Origin of the sequence: Vreelandella maris, assembly GCF_013371085.1 — a bacterium.
Classification (GTDB): Bacteria; Pseudomonadota; Gammaproteobacteria; order Pseudomonadales; family Halomonadaceae; genus Vreelandella; species Vreelandella maris.
The window spans coordinates 22,836-42,129 of record NZ_JABWCV010000019.1 but is presented as its reverse complement, the minus strand read 5'-3'; the positions used below and the strand labels follow the sequence as shown (position 1 = coordinate 42,129).

Below are 19,294 nucleotides of genomic sequence, written 5' to 3'. Positions count from 1 at the left end.
GGTCGGTTGAAGGGGCGTTTTAGTGCAGCAGCATCTATTTTAGAGCGAGTGCAATCTAACGGTTAATGCCGACCGTGGTGGTTCTCAAAGCGGGTAACATTAGAGAGCTTTGGATTTACCTGCGGGTTCCTACGGTAGAGCAGCGCCATTTTGCCAATGGTTTGCACAAGGTCTGCACGGCTGTTGGCGATCAGTTCGGCTATCATGGCAGCCCGATCATCACGCTCAGGAATGGCGAGTTTCACTTTGATCAGTTCGTGATCAGTGAGTGCGCGGTTAAGTTCTGCGAGCAAATTTTCGGAGACGCCGTTCTCAGAAACGGTGACCACTGGGTTAAGATGGTGGCCAATGCTACGAAATGCTTTCTTTTGTGCCTGTGACAAGCTCATGGTATCTTGCGGTATCCCGGTTAGCGCTTAACGCTCCATCTTACGGTGAAACGTCACCGAGTGAAAGCGATCGCGTGAATGCGCCCATCTCTTATTCCAGTGTTAGATTCCCACATGCAGCAAAAGCCCCCAAGCCGTAAACATTCCGTTAGTAAAACCAGCAATAACTGGAAGAAGGAGCATTTTGACGACCAGTACGTGAAGCAGAGTTGGCAAGATGGCTATCGCTCCCGTGCCAGCTATAAGCTGATTGAGCTGGATGAAAAGGATAAACTGCTGCGACCCGGTATGACGGTCATTGATTTAGGGGCAGCGCCCGGCGGATGGAGCCAAATCGCTGCTGAGCGGGTAGGGCCTGAAGGTGTGGTTATCGCTTCTGATATTTTGGAGATGGATGCGCTCGCAGGCGTGGACTTTATCCAGGGGGATTTTACGGAAGAGGCGGTGTTGGAGGCGATATTAAAACGTTTAGATAATCGTCGCGTAGACCTTGTGATGTCGGATATGGCCCCCAATATGAGTGGTATGGCGGCAATTGATCAGCCTCAGGCGATGTACTTAGTGGAGTTAGCGTTAGAACTCGCTCGCGAAACGCTGTCACCCGGTGGTCGATTTTTAGCTAAAGTATTCCAGGGGGAAGGGTTTGACGCTTACCTGAAAGAGTTGCGCGGCAGCTTTAGCAAGGTAGTGACTCGCAAGCCGGATGCATCGCGGGCACGCTCCCGTGAGGTGTATTTCCTGGCCGAAGGGTTTCGCGGTTAACACATCATATGGTTCGATGACGTTACCTGTGATGGGATAACGGTGTATGTGGTTCATAGCCAAGATTTATCAGCGCGATTGCCAGACAGGCAAGCGCAACGTGTGTCACATTAGCCGCAATACGCGCGTGACACAGATGGCCCGAGGCATAAGACGCTTTGGCAATGGTTGAACGCTTGATGCTGATGTAATGTCATAGTACTAAGATTATTAGTAGCAGGCTTTATTAAGCATCAGGGTTTAACTGACGGATTCTTGTAATGAGGGTAGCCCCTTGAATGATATGGCGAAGAACCTGATTCTGTGGTTGGTCATCGCGGCCGTCCTACTGACAGTGTTCAATAATTTCAGCACCGAAAGCGCACCGCAAAACACCAACTATTCTCAGTTTGTGCAGCAGGTGCAAAATCAGCAGGTACGTAGCGTCACAATTGATGGTTACACCATCAGTGGTGAGCGCACGGATGGCTCTCAGTTTCAGACGATCCGCCCATCGGCAGAAGATCCGAAGCTGATGGACGACCTGTTGAGCAATAATGTGACGGTCGTGGGTAAAGAGCCAGAGCAGCAAAGTATCTGGACGCGGCTACTTATTGCCAGCTTCCCGATTCTGCTGATTTTGGGCATCTTTATGTTCTTTATGCGCCAAATGCAGGGTGGCGCCGGCGGTGGTAAAGGCGGCCCGATGAGCTTTGGTAAATCGAAGGCCAAGCTGCTCTCTCAAGATCAGATCAAAACGACCTTTGCCGACGTGGCTGGCTGTGATGAAGCCAAAGAAGAAGTCGAAGAGTTAGTCGACTTCCTGCGTGACCCCACCAAGTTCCAGCGTTTGGGCGGTACGATTCCCCGTGGTGTGTTAATGGTAGGGCCTCCGGGTACCGGTAAAACGCTGCTGGCAAAATCCATTGCTGGCGAAGCGAAAGTGCCGTTCTTCTCTATCTCGGGCTCTGACTTCGTTGAAATGTTTGTCGGTGTCGGCGCATCACGTGTGCGTGACATGTTCGAACAGGCTAAGAAGCAGGCGCCCTGCATCATCTTTATCGATGAGATTGACGCCGTGGGCCGCTCTCGCGGTGCTGGCATGGGTGGCGGTAACGACGAGCGCGAACAGACGTTGAACCAGCTGCTGGTCGAGATGGATGGCTTTGAGGCTAACGAAGGCGTCATCGTTATCGCTGCGACTAACCGTCCGGACGTGCTTGATCCTGCGCTTATGCGTCCAGGCCGCTTTGACCGTCAGGTTACTGTTGGCTTGCCGGATATTCGTGGTCGCGAGCACATTCTTGGCGTTCACCTACGTAAAGTGCCGCTGGGTGATGACGTAAAACCGCAGCTGATTGCCCGTGGTACGCCTGGCTTCTCTGGCGCGGATTTGGCCAACCTGGTCAACGAAGCTGCCTTGTTTGCCGCGCGCCGCAATAAGCGCTTGGTCAGCATGGAGGAGTTGGAGCTGGCTAAAGACAAGATCATGATGGGCGCTGAGCGCAAGTCGATGGTCATGACCGATAAAGAGAAGCTCAACACCGCTTATCATGAATCAGGTCACGCCATTATCGGTTTGGTTGTGCCTTCTCATGATCCGGTCTACAAGGTAACCATTATCCCCCGTGGGCGTGCCCTCGGCGTGACGATGTTCCTGCCGGAAGAGGATCGCTACAGCCTGTCGCGTCAGCAAATTCTGGGGCAGATCTGCTCGCTGTTTGGTGGTCGTATTGCTGAAGAGATGACGTTGGGGCCGAACGGGGTCACTACCGGCGCCTCCAACGATATCAAACGCGCCACTGAGCTTGCTCACAACATGGTGGCGAAGTGGGGGTTGTCGGACGAGATGGGTCCGATCATGTACGATGAGGACGAGTCGCATCAGTTCCTCGGCGGCCCAGGCCAGGGCGGCAGTAAGATGAAGTCGGGTGATACCACCACGCGCCTTGATAAAGAAGTCCGCAAAATCATCGACGATTGTTATGAGCAGGCGCGCCAAATCCTGACGGATAATCGCGATAAGCTCGATGCCATGGCCGAAGCGTTGATGAAGTATGAGACGATTGATGCCACGCAGTTGAAAGACATCATGGAAGGTCGCACCCCTCGCCCACCGGAAGGTTGGGACGACGGTGATTCATCCGGCGGCGGTACGCCTGTTGGCGGCGGTGATAAGCCAAAAGCGCAAGAAGCCGATGATGATACGTCTACCAACGCTTCTGGCGACGGCGAAGAGGATGATGACGAGCCGCGCCGTCGGCCTTCAGATCCTCTCGGCGGCCCGGCGGGTCCCTAGGTGATTAGATAGTTAACCCTGCGTATAAGCCGAAGGCGCCCCGTCAAGGGGCGTCTTTTTTGTTATGCTGTACATATAACTCTGCAAAGTTTCTTTTATTGATCAGGCTGCAGCATGAAATCACTTATGGATACGTCCTCTACGCAAGCAGCGGAAAATGCTTTCCAGCTGCGTTGTGGGCGCCACCTGCTGGATCTCTCCTTTCCCCGCGTTATGGGCATCCTTAATGTCACACCCGACTCTTTTTCTGATGGCGGTCAGCACGTCGCGCTAGATGATGCATTGCGCCATGCCGAGCGAATGTTGGCGGAAGGGGCGGCAATCATTGATGTGGGCGGCGAGTCGACTCGTCCTGGCGCTACGCCTGTCAGCCCCCAGGAAGAGCTTGACCGGGTTGCCCCCGTGGTGGAAATCCTGGTGCGCGAACTGGATGCGCTGGTATCGGTGGATACCAGTTGTCCCGCTGTTATCCGCGAGGCGAGTGAGTTGGGCGCAGGGATGCTTAACGACGTGCGCGCATTAGAGCGCGAAGGGGCACTGTTGGCCGCGGTGGGCAGTGGCTTGCCCGTTTGCTTGATGCATCGCCAGGGCGAGCCGCAAGATATGCAGCAGGCACCTGCTTATTCGCGCCCCATTGAGGAAGAGGTGGCTGACTATTTGGCCCGCCGTGTGGCCGAGTGTGAGGCGGCCGGGCTGCGCCGTAATCGGCTTTTAATTGATCCTGGTTTTGGCTTCGGCAAAACCGTCGAACACAATCTACGCTTACTCAAATATATGGAGACTCTGCAATCGTTGGAGCTTCCATTGCTGGTAGGTATGTCGCGCAAGAGTATGATTGGCAAAGTGTTAGGCCGCCCGGTAGAGGAGCGTCTTTCCGGTGGTTTGGCACTGGCGTCCATGGCGGTAGAGCGTGGGGCGAATATTCTGCGTGTACATGATGTCGCTGCAACGGTAGATGCAGTCAATATGGCGTGGGCGGTACTACAAGAGGGCTGTGAGCCGCCGCTTAACAAGGAGTCTGACGCATGACAAGGCGCTATTTTGGTACCGATGGTATTCGCGGCACAGTGGGTAAATCGCCCATTACAGCTGATTTTATGCTCAAGCTCGGCTGGGCGGCAGGGCAGGTCTTGCGCCGTGATAAAGGGCGAACGCGTGTGTTAATTGGCAAAGATACGCGTATCTCTGGCTACATGTTTGAATCCGCATTAGAGGCCGGGCTTTCTGCCGCCGGTGTGGATGTGTCGCTGCTGGGGCCAATGCCTACACCAGGCATCGCCTACTTAACGCGTACGTTCCGTGCTGACGCGGGTATTGTCATTTCGGCATCGCATAACCCCTTCGATGACAATGGCATCAAATTCTTCTCCGCAGAGGGAAAAAAGCTTCCTGATGAAACGGAAGATCGTATTGAGGCCATGCTTGAAGCGCCACTGACCACGGCAGAAGCCGCTCAGTTGGGTAAAGCTACCCGTATCGACGACGCCGCAGGCCGTTACATCGAATTTTGCAAATCAACCCTGCCTGATCGGCTTAGTTTGCACGGTCTTAAAGTGGTATTGGATTGCGCCCACGGCGCCACTTACCATATCGCGCCTAATGTGTTTCGCGAGCTGGGGGCTTATGTCACCACCATCGGCGCTGCGCCCGACGGGTTAAATATTAACCAGCAGGTAGGCTCGACGCATCCCGCCGCATTGCGTGCTGCCGTTATTCAGCAAAGCGCTGACTTGGGGATTGCCTTTGATGGTGATGGTGATCGCGTAATGTTAGTTGACGGCGATGGCCGCGAGGTGGATGGCGACGATATCCTATATTTAATTGCCCGTGATCGTCATGAGCGTGGTTTGCTGCAAGGTGGTGTGGTGGGCACATTGATGTCTAATTTTGGTCTATCCATGGCGCTGGATAAGCTGGGTATTCCTTTTGAGCGTGCAAAGGTAGGCGACCGTTTTGTCATGGAGCGAATGGCCGCCAACGGTTGGGAATTGGGTGGTGAGTCTTCGGGTCATATTGTGTGCGGTCATGTGCAGACTACCGGTGATGGTATCGTCTCGGCGCTGCAGGTGTTGGCGCTGATGATGCGTGAGCAGAAGAGCCTGCCAGCGCTGCTAAAAGAGCTGGAAAAAGTGCCGCAGGTGCTGGTTAATGTGCGCTTGCCCGCCCATACAAGTGCTAAAGAGGTGATGGCATCGGCACCACTGCAGCAGGCGGTTGCTGCGTTAGAGCATGAATTGGGTGATGAAGGGCGCGTATTGTTGCGCCCGTCAGGTACTGAACCACTGATTCGTGTGATGGTGGAGGGCCGTGCCCATTTGGATGTCGAACAATTGGCGCAAAGCTTGGCTGATCAAGTTCAGGCATTGCTTAAATAAACGTGCCCCACTATTTGATATAACTAGCTGGTCGATTTAACTAGCGGGTCGATATAGTTAGCTGGCCCAGGAAAGCAAACCTGTGCTTGCAACAGCGGTTGTCTTGACAAGGCCGCTCCTATACCATTTCGCTCCACCTTGAGTGAGGAGAGTCGATGCGTACGCCTTTAATTGCCGGTAACTGGAAAATGAACGGTTCCGTGGCGTTGATCAACGAATTCGGCCAGGCCTTCTCTGCCGCCGTGTCGCCAAAGGGCGTGGATATCGTTATCATTCCGCCGTTCCCTTATTTGGATGCGGCGCGCCTTGCGTTTGAAGGCACGGGGCTGTCACTGGGCGCGCAAACGTTGAATCCCATTCACTCTGGTGCCCATACCGGTGAAGTGAGTGGTCGTATGCTCAAAGAGTTTGCGGTCTCTTACGTCTTGGTAGGGCATTCGGAGCGACGTCAGCTTTATCAAGAGAGCGACGATCAGATATTTGCGCGCCTGCTAGCGGCATTGAGCGTGGATATCACGCCAATTCTCTGTGTGGGGGAATCCCTAGAGGAGCGCGACGCGGGTCGCACGATGGACGTAGTGCTGCGCCAAGTAGGGCATGTAATGTCTCGCTTGGAGCCAGATCAGCGCAAGCAAGTGGTTATTGCCTACGAGCCCGTTTGGGCAATTGGCACGGGGCGTACGGCGTCTCCTGAACAAGCTCAGGAAGTCATGGCAGGCATTCGTGCTTACCAGGCGGGCTTTGATGAGGGGTTAGCTGAAAAGCTGCGTTTGCTATACGGCGGCAGTATGAACGCAAGTAATGCGGCTGAGCTGCTTGCTCAGCCAGATATCGACGGCGGTCTAGTGGGCGGAGCCTCACTCAAGATCGATGATTTTTATGCCATTTGTCAGTCAGCAGGATAACGCCATGCAAGTTGCAATTCTTATGATCCATGTGGTGATTGCGGTCGCCCTGGTGGTACTCATTCTGCTTCAGCAGGGTAAAGGTGCCGAAGCCGGTGCGGCTTTCGGAGGCGGTGCCTCACAAACCGTGTTTGGTTCGCGGGGCAGCGGTAACTTTTTATCACGTACGACGGCTATTTTGGCGGCGGGTTTCTTCGTTACCTCTATGGCACTGGCTTACTTCGCCACCCAGGCTGGTCAGGCACCAGAAGCAGGCATTCCAGACTCGCGTTTGATCGAGCAGCAGCAAAGTGTTCCGACGCTTGACGACAGGCCTGCAGACGTGGATAATACCGCGCCAGTGCTAGAGGAAAGCAGCGAGTAGTTAATCCTCGTTGTTTAGTTCGATAACGTTTCTTTAGCCTCCCCTGATGCCGAAGTGGTGGAATTGGTAGACACGCTATCTTGAGGGGGTAGTGACCGTATGGTCGTGCGGGTTCAAGTCCCGCCTTCGGCACCATCTGTTTTGCTGGTTCGCCAGCTTCCCAGAATGTCTTTTTTGGTTGTTAAAGTGTGAACGTTGCATTTAGCAGCTAAAATGAAAAGACAGCTTCAAGTAAAATGTTCTTGAAGCAAGTAGTTGTTGACATAAGTAGCTTTAGTGTCTATTATCGTCGACCTAGATTGATGCGGGGTGGAGCAGTCTGGTAGCTCGTCGGGCTCATAACCCGAAGGTCATCGGTTCAAATCCGGTCCCCGCTACCATTTTCTAGTAGCATGTTTGAAAGTTGTTTTCTCTACTACTATAGATTGAAAATGGCTTTTTCAGGTAAATCCTGGGGCGTGTTGCTGAAACGGTACTTGAAGATAGTACTGAAGAGTTAGTACTTAAGGTTTCTTTTAAAAAGCCCCTTCCAGTGAAGGGGCTTTTTGTTAGCAGCTTTTGGATAGCGAGCGCTTTTGTAAACAGGAGCGCCTTAAGAGCGGATGTCGTCCGGATTTTCGGAGACACATTCCCGAGTAACGCCAATCAGCCACCTAGCTTTTCTAATAACTCCTGGCCAGGTGCCTGATGCAACGGCTATAGGAGCTTTGTCTGTGGCCACTAAACACGCTGCGCTTCACGCGCTGATCGAACCTGTTGTTGCTGCCATGGGCTTTGAACTATGGGGCATCGACCATCTTTCCCAGGGCAAAAATTCGCGGCTGGTGATCTACATCGAGCGCGAGAGTGGCGTTAGCGTGGAAGACTGCGCAGATATTAGCCGCCAAGTCAGTGCTGTTATGGATGTGGAAGACCCCATTGCCGGTGAGTATCGGTTGGAAGTCTCCTCGCCAGGCATGGCACGTCCCTTGTATTCCCTGGATCAGTTTACCCGCTTTCAAGGTCATCACGTCGCGCTCAAGCTGCGCACTGCCTTTGACGGGCGGCGCAAGTATCAAGGGCTTCTGGTCGGTGTTGAGGGAGATGAAGTACTCATTCAACTGGATGGCGAAGAGTATTGCTTTCCTATTGAGAGTATTGATTCTGCTCACATTGTACCGCAGTTCGACGATTAACCGAGTGGCGGCGCTGCCGGCAGGCTGCCGGGGTGATGCACATAAGGATAGGTTTTCTGGCGAGGCATACGCATGAGTAAAGAAATTTTAATGGTCGTTGACGCGATCTCCAATGAGAAGGGCGTCCCACGTGACGTCATCTTCGAAGCGGTAGAAGCCGCTCTTGCGAGCGCGTCACGTAAGCGTTTTGACAAAGAAGAAGCCAATGTGCGCGTGCATATTGACCGTCGCACCGGTGAATACGAAACCTTCCGCTTTTGGACTGTCGTAGAAGACGACGAGTTTGAAACGCCAGATTACGAAATTAAAGAGACCATCGCCGAGCAGCGTGATCCGCCGCTAAAATTGGGCGATGTGGTCGAAAAAACCATCGAAAACGCATCGTTTGGTCGTATTGCTGCGCAAACCGCTAAGCAGGTTATCGTACAGAAAGTACGTGAAGCTGAGCGGGCTGAAGTCGTACGCCAATACGCAGATCGTGAAGGCGAACTGGTTGCCGGCATTGTTAAGAAAACCACCCGCGACGGCCTGATCATTGATTTGGGCGAAAACGCTGAAGCGTTTTTACCCCGCAATGAAATGATCCACGGTGAGCGTTACCGCATGAATGAGCGGGTGCGTGCCCTGTTGGTCAAAGTGGACCCGGACGCACGTGGCGCCCAACTCCAGCTATCGCGGACATGTCCCGAGCTGATCATTGAGCTGTTCAAAATTGAAGTGCCTGAAATCGCTGAGCAGTTGATTGAGATTAAGGGCGCTGCTCGTGATCCAGGTTCGCGCGCCAAAATTGCGGTTAAAACCAATGATCGCCGTATCGACCCCGTGGGTGCGTGTGTGGGGATGCGCGGTTCGCGCGTTCAAGCCGTCTCTTCGGAGCTGCAAAACGAGCGCGTCGATATCGTGCTGTGGGACGACAATCCCGCCCAGTTGGTAATTAATGCCATGGCGCCCGCCGATGTTGGGTCTATCCTTGTTGACGAAGATGCCCACGCGATGGACGTGGCCGTGGCGCAAGATAATCTGGCTCAGGCCATTGGCCGTAGCGGCCAGAACGTGCGTTTGGCCTCTGAACTTACCGGCTGGCGGATTAACGTCATGACCGAAGAAGAAGCAGAGTCTAAACGCGACCAAGAGATTGATAGCCTGGTGGACTCTTTCATCCAGCACCTTGAAGTGGATGAAGATGTCGCTCGCCTGTTAGTGGAAGAGGGGTTCACTACCCTGGAAGAAGTCGCCTACGTGCCGATGGAAGAGATGCTCGAAATCGAAGAGTTCGATGAAGATTTAGTAGAGCAGCTACGCGCACGTGCGAAAGACGAGCTGCTGACGATGGCAATTGCCTCGGAAGAAGCGCTAGACGGTGCCCAACCAGCAGCTGATCTGCTGGAGATGGATGGCATGGAGCGCCACCTGGCCTTCATTTTGGCCAGTCGCGGCATTGTCACTATGGAAGATCTCGCCGAGCAGTCTGTCGACGATCTGGTCGATATCGAGGAGTTGGACGAAGCGCGCGCAGCGGCACTGATCATGACTGCCCGTGCGCCCTGGTTTGAAGTCGATGACGCATCGGATTCGAACACACAGTAAACAGGTCACGGGCTGAGGAGGGTCAATATGTCAGATATGACAGTTAAAGATTTCGCAGGAAAGGTGGGCCGTGATGTGCCCCGCCTACTAGAGCAAATGAAAGAAGCAGGTTTAGAGCACGCTTCTGAAAGTGATGCTGTGTCTGAAGAAGATAAGCAAAAGCTGCTGAGTTTCTTGAAGAAAAGCCACGGTGGCAGCGACACCGCTGAAGCGGGCAAAAACCGCATCACGCTGACGCGCAAAACCCGTAGCCGTATTAATACCGGCGAGCGTGGCAAAACTATCGAAGTGCAGGTACGTAAGAAAAAGACTTACGTCAAAAGCGCTGAAGACGAGAAGCCGAAAGCGCCAGAGCCTAGCTACACCGGCCCGCGCCAGTTAGTTGGCGATATGGCGGAAGCGGAAGCTGAACGCAAAGTAAATGATGCGCGTGTAGCTGAAGAAAAAGCAGCTGCGCAGAAGGCCCAGGCAGCTAAAGCGGCTGAAGAAGCAGCGAGCAAGAAAGAAGCCGCTGCTAAGAAGCCAGCTGACGCCAAGCCGAAAGCTGAAAAGACGCCTGTAACGCCTGCTCCCGACGTGCCTAATCTGCAAATCGACGACACCCCGTCGGGCGACGATATGCCGCCAGCGCCGCCGAAAGAAGGCCGCTCTGACCGCCGTACCGCGCCGCCGAAGAAAACGGCAGCAAAGGCCAAAGGTCGTCGTGACGATGAAGATCGTGGTGAGCGCGAAGAGCGCAAACGCGGTGGCGGTGGCAAGAAGGTAAAACGTGCCGAGCAACGTCGTGGTGGTCGCCGTGGTGGCAACCAGACTGGCAATGGCAAGCACGCCTTCCAGAAACCTACCCAGCCGATCGTGCGTGAAGTATCGATCCCTGAGTCTATCAGCGTGGCGGAATTGGCCGACAAAATGTCGATCAAGGCCAATGAAGTCATCAAGGCCATGTTTAACATGGGCGCGGCGGTCACTATCAACCAAACCATCGATCAGGATACAGCCGCGATCGTGGTGGAAGAGATGGGCCACACGCCGAAGCTGGTGAAAGATGACGCGCTGGAAACGGAAATGCTCGAAGGCATCTCCTATGAAGGCGAAGAGATCACTCGTTCACCCGTTGTTACGGTAATGGGTCACGTCGACCACGGTAAAACCTCGCTGCTGGATTACATCCGTAAAGCGAAAGTGGCCACCGGGGAAGCCGGGGGTATCACTCAGCACATTGGCGCGTACCACGTGGAAGATAACCACGGTGGCGTTACCTTCCTGGATACCCCAGGTCACGCGGCGTTTACCGCCATGCGTGCCCGCGGTGCCAAGGCAACGGACGTGGTCATTCTTGTTGTCGCAGCGGATGACGGCGTGATGCCGCAGACGATTGAAGCGATTGAGCACTCCAAAGCCGCTGAAGTACCCATGGTGGTGGCGGTGAACAAGATCGATAAGCAGGGCATCGATCTGGATCGCATCAAAAACGAGCTTTCGCAGCACGGCGTTATTTCGGAAGAGTGGGGCGGTGATACCCAGTTCGTTCACGTGTCTGCTAAGACCGGTGAAGGTATGGAAGAGCTGCTGGAAGCGATCCAGCTGGCCTCCGAAGTACTTGAGCTAAAAGCTGTGCCTTCCGCACCGGGTAAAGGTGTTGTGGTTGAATCACGCCTTGATAAAGGACGTGGTCCGGTCGCTACCGTGTTGGTTCAAAACGGCACGCTGAGAAAGGGCGATATCGTCCTGGCTGGCCTGCACTACGGCCGCGTACGTGCGCTGACCAACGAACTCGCCCAACAAGTCGATGAAGTTGGCCCGGCCATGCCGGTCGAGATTCAAGGCTTGGGCGGCACGCCGGATGCCGGTGACGACTTCATGGTCGTGGCCGACGAGAAGAAAGCCCGCGAAGTGGCTAACTTCCGTCAAGGCAAATACCGCGAAGTGCGCCTGGCGCGTCAGCAGAAGGCCAAGCTGGAGAACATGTTCAGCCAGATGGGCCAAGACGAAGTGGCCAAGGTCAACATCGTCCTCAAAGCCGACGTACAAGGCTCGCTAGAAGCGATCAAAGGCGCCCTGGAAGAGCTCTCCACTGACGAAGTCGAAGTGGCTGTGGTCTCCTCGGGTGTTGGCGGTATCACCGGTACCGATGCCAACTTGGCGCTCGCGTCAGAAGCCATCGTGGTCGGCTTTAACGTCCGTGCCGATGCCGCTGCCCGTGAGATCGTTGAGCGCGAAGGCCTGGATCTGCGTTACTACAGCGTTATTTACCAATTGATCGACGAGGTCAAGCAGGCGATGAGCGGTATGCTCGCACCTGAGTGGAAAGAAGAGATCGTCGGTATTGCTGAAGTGCGCGATGTTTTCCGTGCGCCGAAGATTGGTGCTATCGCTGGCTGTATGGTCATCGAAGGCAACGTCCATCGTAATAAGAAGATCCGCGTATTGCGTGATGACGTGGTGATCTACGAAGGCGAGCTCGAATCGCTGCGCCGCTTCAAAGACGATGTGCAGGAAGTGCGCAACGGCATGGAGTGTGGCATCGGCGTGAAGAATTACAACGATGTCCAAGTCGGCGATAAGATCGAAGTCTTCGACCAAGTGAAGGTCGAGCGTAGCCTGTAAGGCTGCGAGGAGCTAACAATGCGCGAATTTAAGCGTACCGACCGGGTAGCCGACCAGCTCCAAAAGGAGCTGGCGGTACTGATCCAGCGTGAAGTGAAAGATCCGCGTCTAGGCATGGTCACGGTCAGCGGTGTTACCGTTAGTCGTGATCTTGGCTACTCCGACGTTTACGTCACTCTGCTGGGTGAGCAAGAGCCCGAGCGTATTAAAGAGAACCTGCAGGTGCTTAAGCGTGCTGCTGGTTTTCTAAGAAGTCAGATTGCTAAGCGCATCAAGCTACGTCATGTGCCAGAACTACGCTTTCATTTTGATGAGAGCGTCGTGCGTGGTCAGCAGCTCTCTTCATTGATTGATGAAGCAGTGACGACTGATCGCGCCCGCCATCATGACGACGAGGACGACGCCGCTGCCAGTGAGGAAACTCGCTAGTGGCACGTCAACGCCGTGGTTTGCCGGTTAATGGCGTGCTGCTGCTGGATAAGCCTAAGGGCGTTTCCAGCAACCATGCGCTGCAGCGTGTTCGTCGGCTGTTCCAGGCTCAAAAAGCTGGGCATACCGGCACGCTAGACCCGATGGCAACCGGCTTATTGCCGATTTGCCTTGGGGAAGCCACTAAGTTCTCGTCGCACTTGCTTGAAGCCGACAAGGTGTATCGCACCCGGGTAGAACTGGGGGTGATCACCGATACCGGCGATGCGGAAGGCTCGGTGATGGAGCAGCATGAAGTCCCCAGTCTAAACGTCGATGACGTGGAAGCTGTGCTCACCCGCTTTCGCGGTGAGATTGACCAAGTGCCGCCCATGTATTCGGCTTTAAAGCATCAGGGCAAAAAACTCTACGAGTTGGCCCGTGAAGGTAAACACGTAGAGCGTGCAGCACGCCGCATAAGCGTGTATGATGCGCGCCTGCTTTCATTTGATGGCACGGCTTTCGAGCTGGAAGTGAGCTGCAGTAAAGGCACTTATATCCGCACGTTAGCCGAAGATATTGGTCAGGCGCTTGGCTGTGGCGCGCACATCAGTCAATTAAGAAGGCTCAAAACAGGACCCTTTTTAGCCGACGCGATGTGGACGTTAGAGGCCTTGGAAGCGTTAGCCAACCAAGCCGCCTTGGAAGCTGAGCTAATGCCCGTGGATGTGCTTGTTGATCATTTACCGTTACTGACAGTCGATGACACCGCTCATGCCCGTTTGGCCCATGGCCAGCCCGCTGCTCTCGAAACTGGCGCATTAGCCGCGGACGACGTAGCCAGACTTTATTACGCTGAGACGTTTATCGGCCTTGGTGTAGTGAAAGGTACCCAGGAAGTGGCGCCTAAGCGGCTGTTAAGTACTGTCGCTATCTCGTAAGGCCTGTTGCAAGGACGCCGCAGACTACGTGAAAATAGTAAGATGCAAGACGCACATAGTAGCTTGAGACTGCAAATATGCGTGGTCTCACCCATTCATTTTTAGGCATATTGCTTACTGGAGATACAGATGGCTTTAACCGCTGAGAAGAAGGCCGAGATCGTCACTGAATACGGCCGCGGCGATAACGATACCGGTTCCCCTGAAGTGCAGGTTGCACTGCTGAGCGCCAACATCAATGGCCTGCAGGACCACTTCAAGACCAACAAGCAGGATCACCACTCTCGTCGTGGTCTGATCCGCATGGTTAACCAGCGTCGTAAGCTGCTGGACTACCTAAAGCGTAAAGATTTCGAACGCTATCAGTCTCTGATTCAGCGTTTAGGTCTGCGTCGTTAAGCGTTAACGGCAACGATTAGAAACGGGCAGCTCCCAAGGAGCTGCCCGTTTTTTTATGTTTCGAGTTGACGACGAGAGGGAACAGGTAGCCCTAACGCGCTCCAGCGCCTAGAATGGTAACGAGTCAAAACGACCTAAACGAATAGACAAGTAGATATTGATAATGCTGAAGGAAGTCGCTGTGAATCCGGTAAAGAAAACGTTCCAGTACGGTCGTAGCACCGTCACGCTCGAAACCGGGCGTATTGCTCGCCAAGCTACCGGCGCTGTCATGGTAACAATGGATGACACCGTCGTACTGTGTACCGTGGTTGCTCGAAAAGAAGCTAACCCGAGCCAGCCCTTTTTCCCCCTCTCGGTACACTACCAAGAGAAAACCTACGCAGTGGGCAAAATTCCTGGCGGCTTCTTCAAGCGTGAAGGGCGCCCCACTGAAAAAGAGACGCTCACTTCGCGCCTGATTGACCGCCCTATCCGCCCGCTGTTCCCCAAAGGCTTTATGAACGAAGTGCAGGTTGTCTGTACCGTTCTCTCTACCGATCGTAACCACGATCCGGATATTGCCGCTTTGCTTGGCACCTCCGCCGCGCTGAGTATCTCTGGCGTACCGTTTAGTGGCCCGATTGGCGCAGCCCGCGTTGGCTTTAACGAAGAACAGGGTTACTTCCTCAACCCGACGGTTGAAGAACTGGCCACCTCTGAGCTCGACATGGTCGTCGCCGGTACTGAAAAAGCCGTGCTGATGGTTGAGTCCGAAGCCAAAGAGCTGCTTGAGGACGAGATGCTGGGTGCCGTACTGTTCGGTCACCAGGAGATGCAGGTCGCTATCAGTGCGATCAACGAGCTGGTCGCCGAAGCGGGCAAGCCGCGCTGGGAATGGCAGGCCGCTGAAGAAAATGTGGCGCTCAAAGCCGCCATGGCCGATGCCTTTGAAGCTAAAGTGGGCGACGCCTACCGCATCACCGACAAGATGCAGCGCCAAGATGCGTTAGCTGAGCTGAAAGCTCAAGCCATTGAGCAGCTGGCAGCCGATGAAGGCGAACCGGTAAATGACAAGTTCAGTAAAGATGACGTGAAAAGTGCCTTTGCTGGTTTGGAAAAACGCGTTGTCCGTTCACGCGTTGTAAAAGGCGAGCCGCGTATTGACGGTCGTGATAACCAAACCGTGCGCCCCTTGGCCATCGAAGTTGGTGTGCTGCCAAAAGCGCACGGTTCTGCCATATTTACGCGTGGTGAGACCCAGGCGATTGCCGTGGCGACGCTGGGCACGCTGCGTGACTCTCAGCTAATCGAGTCGCTGGAAGGTGAGCGCAAAGATCGCTTTATGCTGCACTACAACTTCCCCCCTTACTCAGTAGGCGAAGCTGGCTTCATGGGTGGCCCGAAGCGTCGTGAAATCGGTCACGGCCGCTTGGCGCGTCGCGGTATCCAAGCCATGCTGCCGTCTGAAGACGTATTCCCCTACACCATTCGTGTGGTGTCGGAGATTACTGAATCCAACGGCTCTAGCTCCATGGCATCGGTATGTGGTTCGTCGCTGGCCCTGATGGATGCGGGTGTACCGCTAAAAGCGCCGGTGGCGGGTATCGCCATGGGCCTCGTCAAAGACGAAGACGGCTACGCGGTGCTGACCGATATCCTAGGTGATGAAGACCACCTGGGTGATATGGACTTTAAAGTGGCCGGTTCGGAAGAGGGCATCACCGCCCTGCAGATGGACATCAAGATCGAAGGCATCAACGAAGAGATTATGGAGCTCGCGCTGCAACAAGCACTGACCGCGCGTCTTAGTATTCTCGAGCAAATGAATGTCGTGATCAGCCAGAGCCGTAGCGATGTCTCCGATAACGCGCCGTCGATGGCCACCATCAAAATCGATCCTGACAAAATCCGTGATGTTATCGGTAAAGGCGGCGCGACGATTCGCAAAATTTGCGAAGACACTGGTGCATCCATCGATCTCGACGACGATGGCACCGTCCGTATCTACGCGGAAGATAAAGCCGCTGCGAAACGCGCCATCGACACCGTACTGGCAATTACCGCCGAAGCGGAGATCGGCAAGCTGTACAACGGTAAGGTAGTCCGTATTGCCGACTTCGGGGCGTTTGTTAACATCATGCCGGGAACCGATGGCCTGGTGCACATCTCGCAGATCGTTGCTGAGCGCGTTAATAACGTGCGCGACTTCTTGAACGAAGGCGACGACGTGATCGTTAAGGTGCTCGATATCGACAACCGCAACCGCGTGAAGCTCTCGATGAAAGAGATCACTGAAGAAGAGAAAGCTGCTTTTGCCGCAGAAGCAACAGAAGCCGAAGCCACGATTTAATCAGTTCAATTTAAATCGCTAATTAGGTTTTTGATATCGCCCTCGTAGCCTCTGGCTGCGGGGGCGATATTTTTTGGTTAGGATTAGTTTTATTAGTGATTGTTTTATTAGGATTTATTTTGCTCGATAAGGTTTTGTTCGGTAGAGGTTTTTAAGCGGTTACTTAGAGAGCGTTAGGGAGCAGTAAATGGAGCAGGAACAAGCGCCACGCTGGTGGGCGGTGGTGGCCGTAATGATCGGCATTTTTTTATTGGTGACCGCTGAACAGTTGCCGATTGGGCTGCTCTCTCAAGTGGCCGCTTCAATGGGTGTTATGCCAGGTATGGCGGGTTTGATGGTCACCGTGCCGGGCGTGGTGGCTGCATTTTCAGCCCCGCTGCTACCGGTCGCTGTAGGGCGCTTGGACAGGCGCATTATGTTAACGGTATTGATGCTGGTCATGGTCGCCGGGAGTGTGCTGTCGGCCCTGGCGAGCAGCTTTTCCCTGCTGCTGGCCGCCCGCGTATTGGTCGGCCTTAGCATTGGGGGTTTTTGGGCGGTGGCAGGCAGCATTGCCCCACGGCTTGTGCCGCAAGCTCAGGTACCCAAAGCGATGACGATGATTTTTGGGGGCGTGGCGGCAGCCTCCGTGCTGGGGGTGCCACTAGGCACGCTACTGGGAGATCTCAGCAACTGGCGCGTCGCCTTTGGCGCGCTGGGCGTTTTTAGCCTACTAACGGCGATTGCGCTGTGGTGCTGGCTGCCGCCATTACCACCAAGGGAGCCGGTGCGCCTGCGGGTACTGGCGCAGCAATTCAGCAATCGCGGTGTGCGAGTGGCGGTATTAACCACGGGCTTTGTGGTGGTTGGTCACTTTGCTGCCTACACCTTTATTAGCCCCATTCTGCAAGAGATCAGCGGTATTTCCCAACGGCATGTGGGGAGCTTGCTATTGCTTTATGGGGCGGCAGGCATTGTGGGCAATATTGCGGCAGGCATGTTTGCCGATCGTCACCCTTATCGCGCCGTGCTGGCGATTCCCAGCCTGTTGCTGCTTGTTGTGGCTGCGTTCCCCATGCTGGGTGTGCAGCCGAGCAGTGGTGTTATGTTGTTGATGGCGTGGGGGGCGGTATTTGGCAGCGTATCGGTCAGCATCCAGACCTGGATTTTACGCACCGCGCCCAATACCGAAGCTGCCACGGCTTTGATGGCTTTCACTTTCAATATGTCCATTGGCCTTGGGGCCATGCTGGGTGGGCGTATTGTCGATGGTACTAGCTTACCCATTGCCATGTGGGCGGCTTCGGGGCTATTCCTGCTGGGGGCACTATTGGTGATTCGTACGCCAGCCAGGGTGGTCGGTGTGAAATCGCGCTGACCCTATAAGCGCCAAAAAAATGCCCCCAGCAGCGGTGGGGGCATGACATTAGGGATTAGCGATTACCAGCGAGTCATTTAAGGGCGCTCAATGGCCAGCGCTACACCCTGACCACCGCCGATACACAGCGTCGCGAGACCTTTCTTAGCATCACGGGCGATCATTTCGTGCAGCAGTGATACCAGCACGCGACAGCCTGAAGCACCGATTGGGTGACCCAGGGCGATGGCGCCGCCATTAACGTTCACCTTGCTGACATCCCAGCCAAGCTCTTTATTGACGGATAATGCTTGAGCGGCGAACGCCTCGTTGGCTTCTGCTAAATCGAGATCATCCAAGCTCCAGCCCGCTTTTTCTAGGCAGCGGCGGGTAGCGGGTGCAGGACCGATCCCCATAATAGCCGGGTCAACAGCGGCGTTGGCGTAAGCGGCAATACGCGCTAGCGGCTCCAGGCCAAGCTCTTTGGCTTTCTCAGCGGAACAAATCATCACCACGGCCGCACCATCATTTAAAGAGGAGGCGTTACCTGCAGTAACGGTGCCATCTTTTTTAAATGCTGGCTTCATGCTCGCCAGTTTTTCGACGGTGACTTCGCGCGGGTTTTCGTCGGTATCAAAGACGATTGGGTCGCCTTTACGCTGAGGAATCTCTACCGGCACGATTTGGCTTTTGAATTTGCCCTCTTTAATAGCGTTCGCAGCGTTCTGCTGAGATTGAGCAGCAAATTTATCCATCTCTTCGCGGGTAATACCGTACTTCTCGGCTAAGTTCTCAGCGGTAATGCCCATGTGGTAGTCGTTGAACGCGTCCCACAGGCCGTCATGCACCATGGTATCGATGGCTTTCCAATCGCCCATACGCTGGCCATTGCGGGAATTGGGTAGGACGTGGGGAGACGCTGACATATTTTCCTGGCCGCCAGCCAGAATCAGGTCGGCATCGCCGCAGCGAATTGCCTGCGTGGCGAGGTGAATCGCTTTCAGACCCGAGCCACATACTTTGTTGATGGTCATGGCGGGGACCGAGGCCGGTAGGCCGCCTTTGATCGATGCTTGGCGAGCTGGATTTTGTCCGACGCCTGCGGTCAACACCTGGCCTAGCAGTACTTCATCAACTTGGTCGGGGGCTACGCCGGTTGATGAGAGGATATCTTTAATGACTAAAGCGCCAAGGTCACTTGCCGGGATGCCAGCCAGTGAACCACCAAAGGCACCAACAGCGGTGCGGCGCGCCGCAACAATGACTACTTCTTTCATAAGATTGACTCCTGGAGTTAAATGCAGGCAGTCTGATTCCAGATGCCCGGTTGGCGTACTCTGTCAGCCGTACTCTTTTAGACGTGCTCTGTCAGCCGTCTCTTCAGCATAGGGGAAGGGTGTGCATTGCGGCAATACGCTTTTATAAGCAAATTAAAA

16 protein-coding genes and 2 tRNA genes are annotated in these 19,294 nt (G+C 54.5%); 16 read left to right on the top strand and 2 right to left on the bottom strand.

The annotated features are described in order from the left end of the window. Positions 1 to 62: 62 nt before the first annotated feature. A complete protein-coding gene (yhbY, locus tag HUO07_RS15515) occupies positions 63 to 389 on the bottom strand; it encodes a ribosome assembly RNA-binding protein YhbY (protein ID WP_008958789.1) in 327 nt (108 codons plus the stop codon). A gap of 114 nt (positions 390 to 503) precedes the next feature. On the opposite strand from yhbY, the gene rlmE reads away from it, so the two are divergent. The 16 genes from rlmE (at position 504) to HUO07_RS15435 (ending at position 17,879) form a co-directional block, all read left to right on the top strand. Next, complete coding sequence (rlmE, locus tag HUO07_RS15510; protein ID WP_101145700.1) at positions 504 to 1,151, top strand: 23S rRNA (uridine(2552)-2'-O)-methyltransferase RlmE; 648 nt, start codon at positions 504 to 506, stop codon at positions 1,149 to 1,151. A 274-nt stretch (positions 1,152 to 1,425) separates the two neighbouring features. Continuing rightward, the gene (gene ftsH, locus HUO07_RS15505) at positions 1,426 to 3,429 is read left to right on the top strand and encodes an ATP-dependent zinc metalloprotease FtsH (RefSeq protein WP_176304308.1); all 2,004 of its coding nucleotides are present in this window, start codon (positions 1,426 to 1,428) and stop codon (positions 3,427 to 3,429) included. Between the two features lie 114 nt (positions 3,430 to 3,543). Next, positions 3,544 to 4,458, top strand: coding sequence for a dihydropteroate synthase (gene folP / locus HUO07_RS15500; RefSeq protein ID WP_176304307.1), 915 nt, complete (start codon positions 3,544 to 3,546; stop codon positions 4,456 to 4,458). After that, on the top strand, positions 4,455 to 5,804 hold the full coding sequence (gene glmM / locus HUO07_RS15495; RefSeq protein WP_176304306.1) for a phosphoglucosamine mutase: 1,350 nt from the start codon (positions 4,455 to 4,457) through the stop codon (positions 5,802 to 5,804). Before folP ends, glmM begins: the two co-directional genes overlap by 4 nt. Positions 5,805 to 5,959: 155 nt before the next feature. After that, positions 5,960 to 6,709, top strand: coding sequence for a triose-phosphate isomerase (tpiA, locus tag HUO07_RS15490; protein WP_176304305.1), 750 nt, complete (start codon positions 5,960 to 5,962; stop codon positions 6,707 to 6,709). A 4-nt stretch (positions 6,710 to 6,713) separates the two neighbouring features. Further along, a complete protein-coding gene (gene secG / locus HUO07_RS15485) occupies positions 6,714 to 7,073 on the top strand; it encodes a preprotein translocase subunit SecG (RefSeq protein ID WP_022520708.1) in 360 nt (119 codons plus the stop codon). A 48-nt stretch (positions 7,074 to 7,121) separates the two neighbouring features. Beyond that, positions 7,122 to 7,208, top strand: a tRNA-Leu gene (locus tag HUO07_RS15480). A 168-nt stretch (positions 7,209 to 7,376) separates the two neighbouring features. Then, a tRNA-Met gene (locus HUO07_RS15475) sits at positions 7,377 to 7,453 on the top strand. A 333-nt stretch (positions 7,454 to 7,786) separates the two neighbouring features. Beyond that, complete coding sequence (gene rimP, locus HUO07_RS15470; protein ID WP_008958796.1) at positions 7,787 to 8,248, top strand: ribosome maturation factor RimP; 462 nt, start codon at positions 7,787 to 7,789, stop codon at positions 8,246 to 8,248. Between the two features lie 72 nt (positions 8,249 to 8,320). Further along, complete coding sequence (gene nusA / locus HUO07_RS15465; RefSeq protein WP_176304304.1) at positions 8,321 to 9,835, top strand: transcription termination factor NusA; 1,515 nt, start codon at positions 8,321 to 8,323, stop codon at positions 9,833 to 9,835. A gap of 27 nt (positions 9,836 to 9,862) precedes the next feature. Next, entirely contained in the window at positions 9,863 to 12,442 is a 2,580-nt protein-coding gene (gene infB, locus HUO07_RS15460) for a translation initiation factor IF-2 (protein WP_176304303.1), read from the top strand. 18 nt (positions 12,443 to 12,460) lie between these two features. Next, entirely contained in the window at positions 12,461 to 12,871 is a 411-nt protein-coding gene (rbfA, locus tag HUO07_RS15455; RefSeq protein ID WP_176304302.1) for a 30S ribosome-binding factor RbfA, read from the top strand. Next, the gene (gene truB, locus HUO07_RS15450) at positions 12,871 to 13,791 is read left to right on the top strand and encodes a tRNA pseudouridine(55) synthase TruB (protein WP_176304301.1); all 921 of its coding nucleotides are present in this window, start codon (positions 12,871 to 12,873) and stop codon (positions 13,789 to 13,791) included. Before rbfA ends, truB begins: the two co-directional genes overlap by 1 nt. A 129-nt stretch (positions 13,792 to 13,920) precedes the next feature. Beyond that, positions 13,921 to 14,190 (top strand): 30S ribosomal protein S15, encoded by a 270-nt coding sequence (rpsO, locus tag HUO07_RS15445; protein ID WP_007111823.1) that lies wholly within the window; start codon positions 13,921 to 13,923, stop codon positions 14,188 to 14,190. Between the two features lie 163 nt (positions 14,191 to 14,353). Next, positions 14,354 to 16,522: a polyribonucleotide nucleotidyltransferase gene (pnp, locus tag HUO07_RS15440; protein WP_176304300.1), complete on the top strand. Its 2,169-nt coding sequence runs from the start codon at positions 14,354 to 14,356 to the stop codon at positions 16,520 to 16,522. Between the two features lie 187 nt (positions 16,523 to 16,709). Next, a complete protein-coding gene (locus HUO07_RS15435; protein ID WP_176304299.1) occupies positions 16,710 to 17,879 on the top strand; it encodes an MFS transporter in 1,170 nt (389 codons plus the stop codon). Between the two features lie 77 nt (positions 17,880 to 17,956). On the opposite strand, the gene HUO07_RS15430 is transcribed toward HUO07_RS15435, so the two are convergent. Further along, positions 17,957 to 19,135, bottom strand: coding sequence for an acetyl-CoA C-acetyltransferase (locus HUO07_RS15430; RefSeq protein WP_176304298.1), 1,179 nt, complete (start codon positions 19,133 to 19,135; stop codon positions 17,957 to 17,959). Positions 19,136 to 19,294: the final 159 nt, after the last annotated feature.

Bases quoted from the DNA above. Each gene is read 5' to 3' on its own strand.
- infB (WP_176304303.1), top strand. From the start codon at position 9,863: ATGTCAGATATGACAGTTAAAGATTTCGCAGGAAAGGTGGGCCGTGAT.
- rpsO (WP_007111823.1), top strand. From the start codon at position 13,921: ATGGCTTTAACCGCTGAGAAGAAGGCCGAGATCGTCACTGAATACGGC.
- rlmE (WP_101145700.1), top strand. From the start codon at position 504: ATGCAGCAAAAGCCCCCAAGCCGTAAACATTCCGTTAGTAAAACCAGC.
- tpiA (WP_176304305.1), top strand. From the start codon at position 5,960: ATGCGTACGCCTTTAATTGCCGGTAACTGGAAAATGAACGGTTCCGTG.
- pnp (WP_176304300.1), top strand. From the start codon at position 14,354: ATGCTGAAGGAAGTCGCTGTGAATCCGGTAAAGAAAACGTTCCAGTAC.
- glmM (WP_176304306.1), top strand. From the start codon at position 4,455: ATGACAAGGCGCTATTTTGGTACCGATGGTATTCGCGGCACAGTGGGT.
- HUO07_RS15430 (WP_176304298.1), bottom strand. From the start codon at position 19,135: ATGAAAGAAGTAGTCATTGTTGCGGCGCGCCGCACCGCTGTTGGTGCC.
- secG (WP_022520708.1), top strand. From the start codon at position 6,714: ATGCAAGTTGCAATTCTTATGATCCATGTGGTGATTGCGGTCGCCCTG.
- folP (WP_176304307.1), top strand. From the start codon at position 3,544: ATGAAATCACTTATGGATACGTCCTCTACGCAAGCAGCGGAAAATGCT.
- yhbY (WP_008958789.1), bottom strand. From the start codon at position 389: ATGAGCTTGTCACAGGCACAAAAGAAAGCATTTCGTAGCATTGGCCAC.
- rbfA (WP_176304302.1), top strand. From the start codon at position 12,461: ATGCGCGAATTTAAGCGTACCGACCGGGTAGCCGACCAGCTCCAAAAG.
- nusA (WP_176304304.1), top strand. From the start codon at position 8,321: ATGAGTAAAGAAATTTTAATGGTCGTTGACGCGATCTCCAATGAGAAG.
- HUO07_RS15435 (WP_176304299.1), top strand. From the start codon at position 16,710: ATGGAGCAGGAACAAGCGCCACGCTGGTGGGCGGTGGTGGCCGTAATG.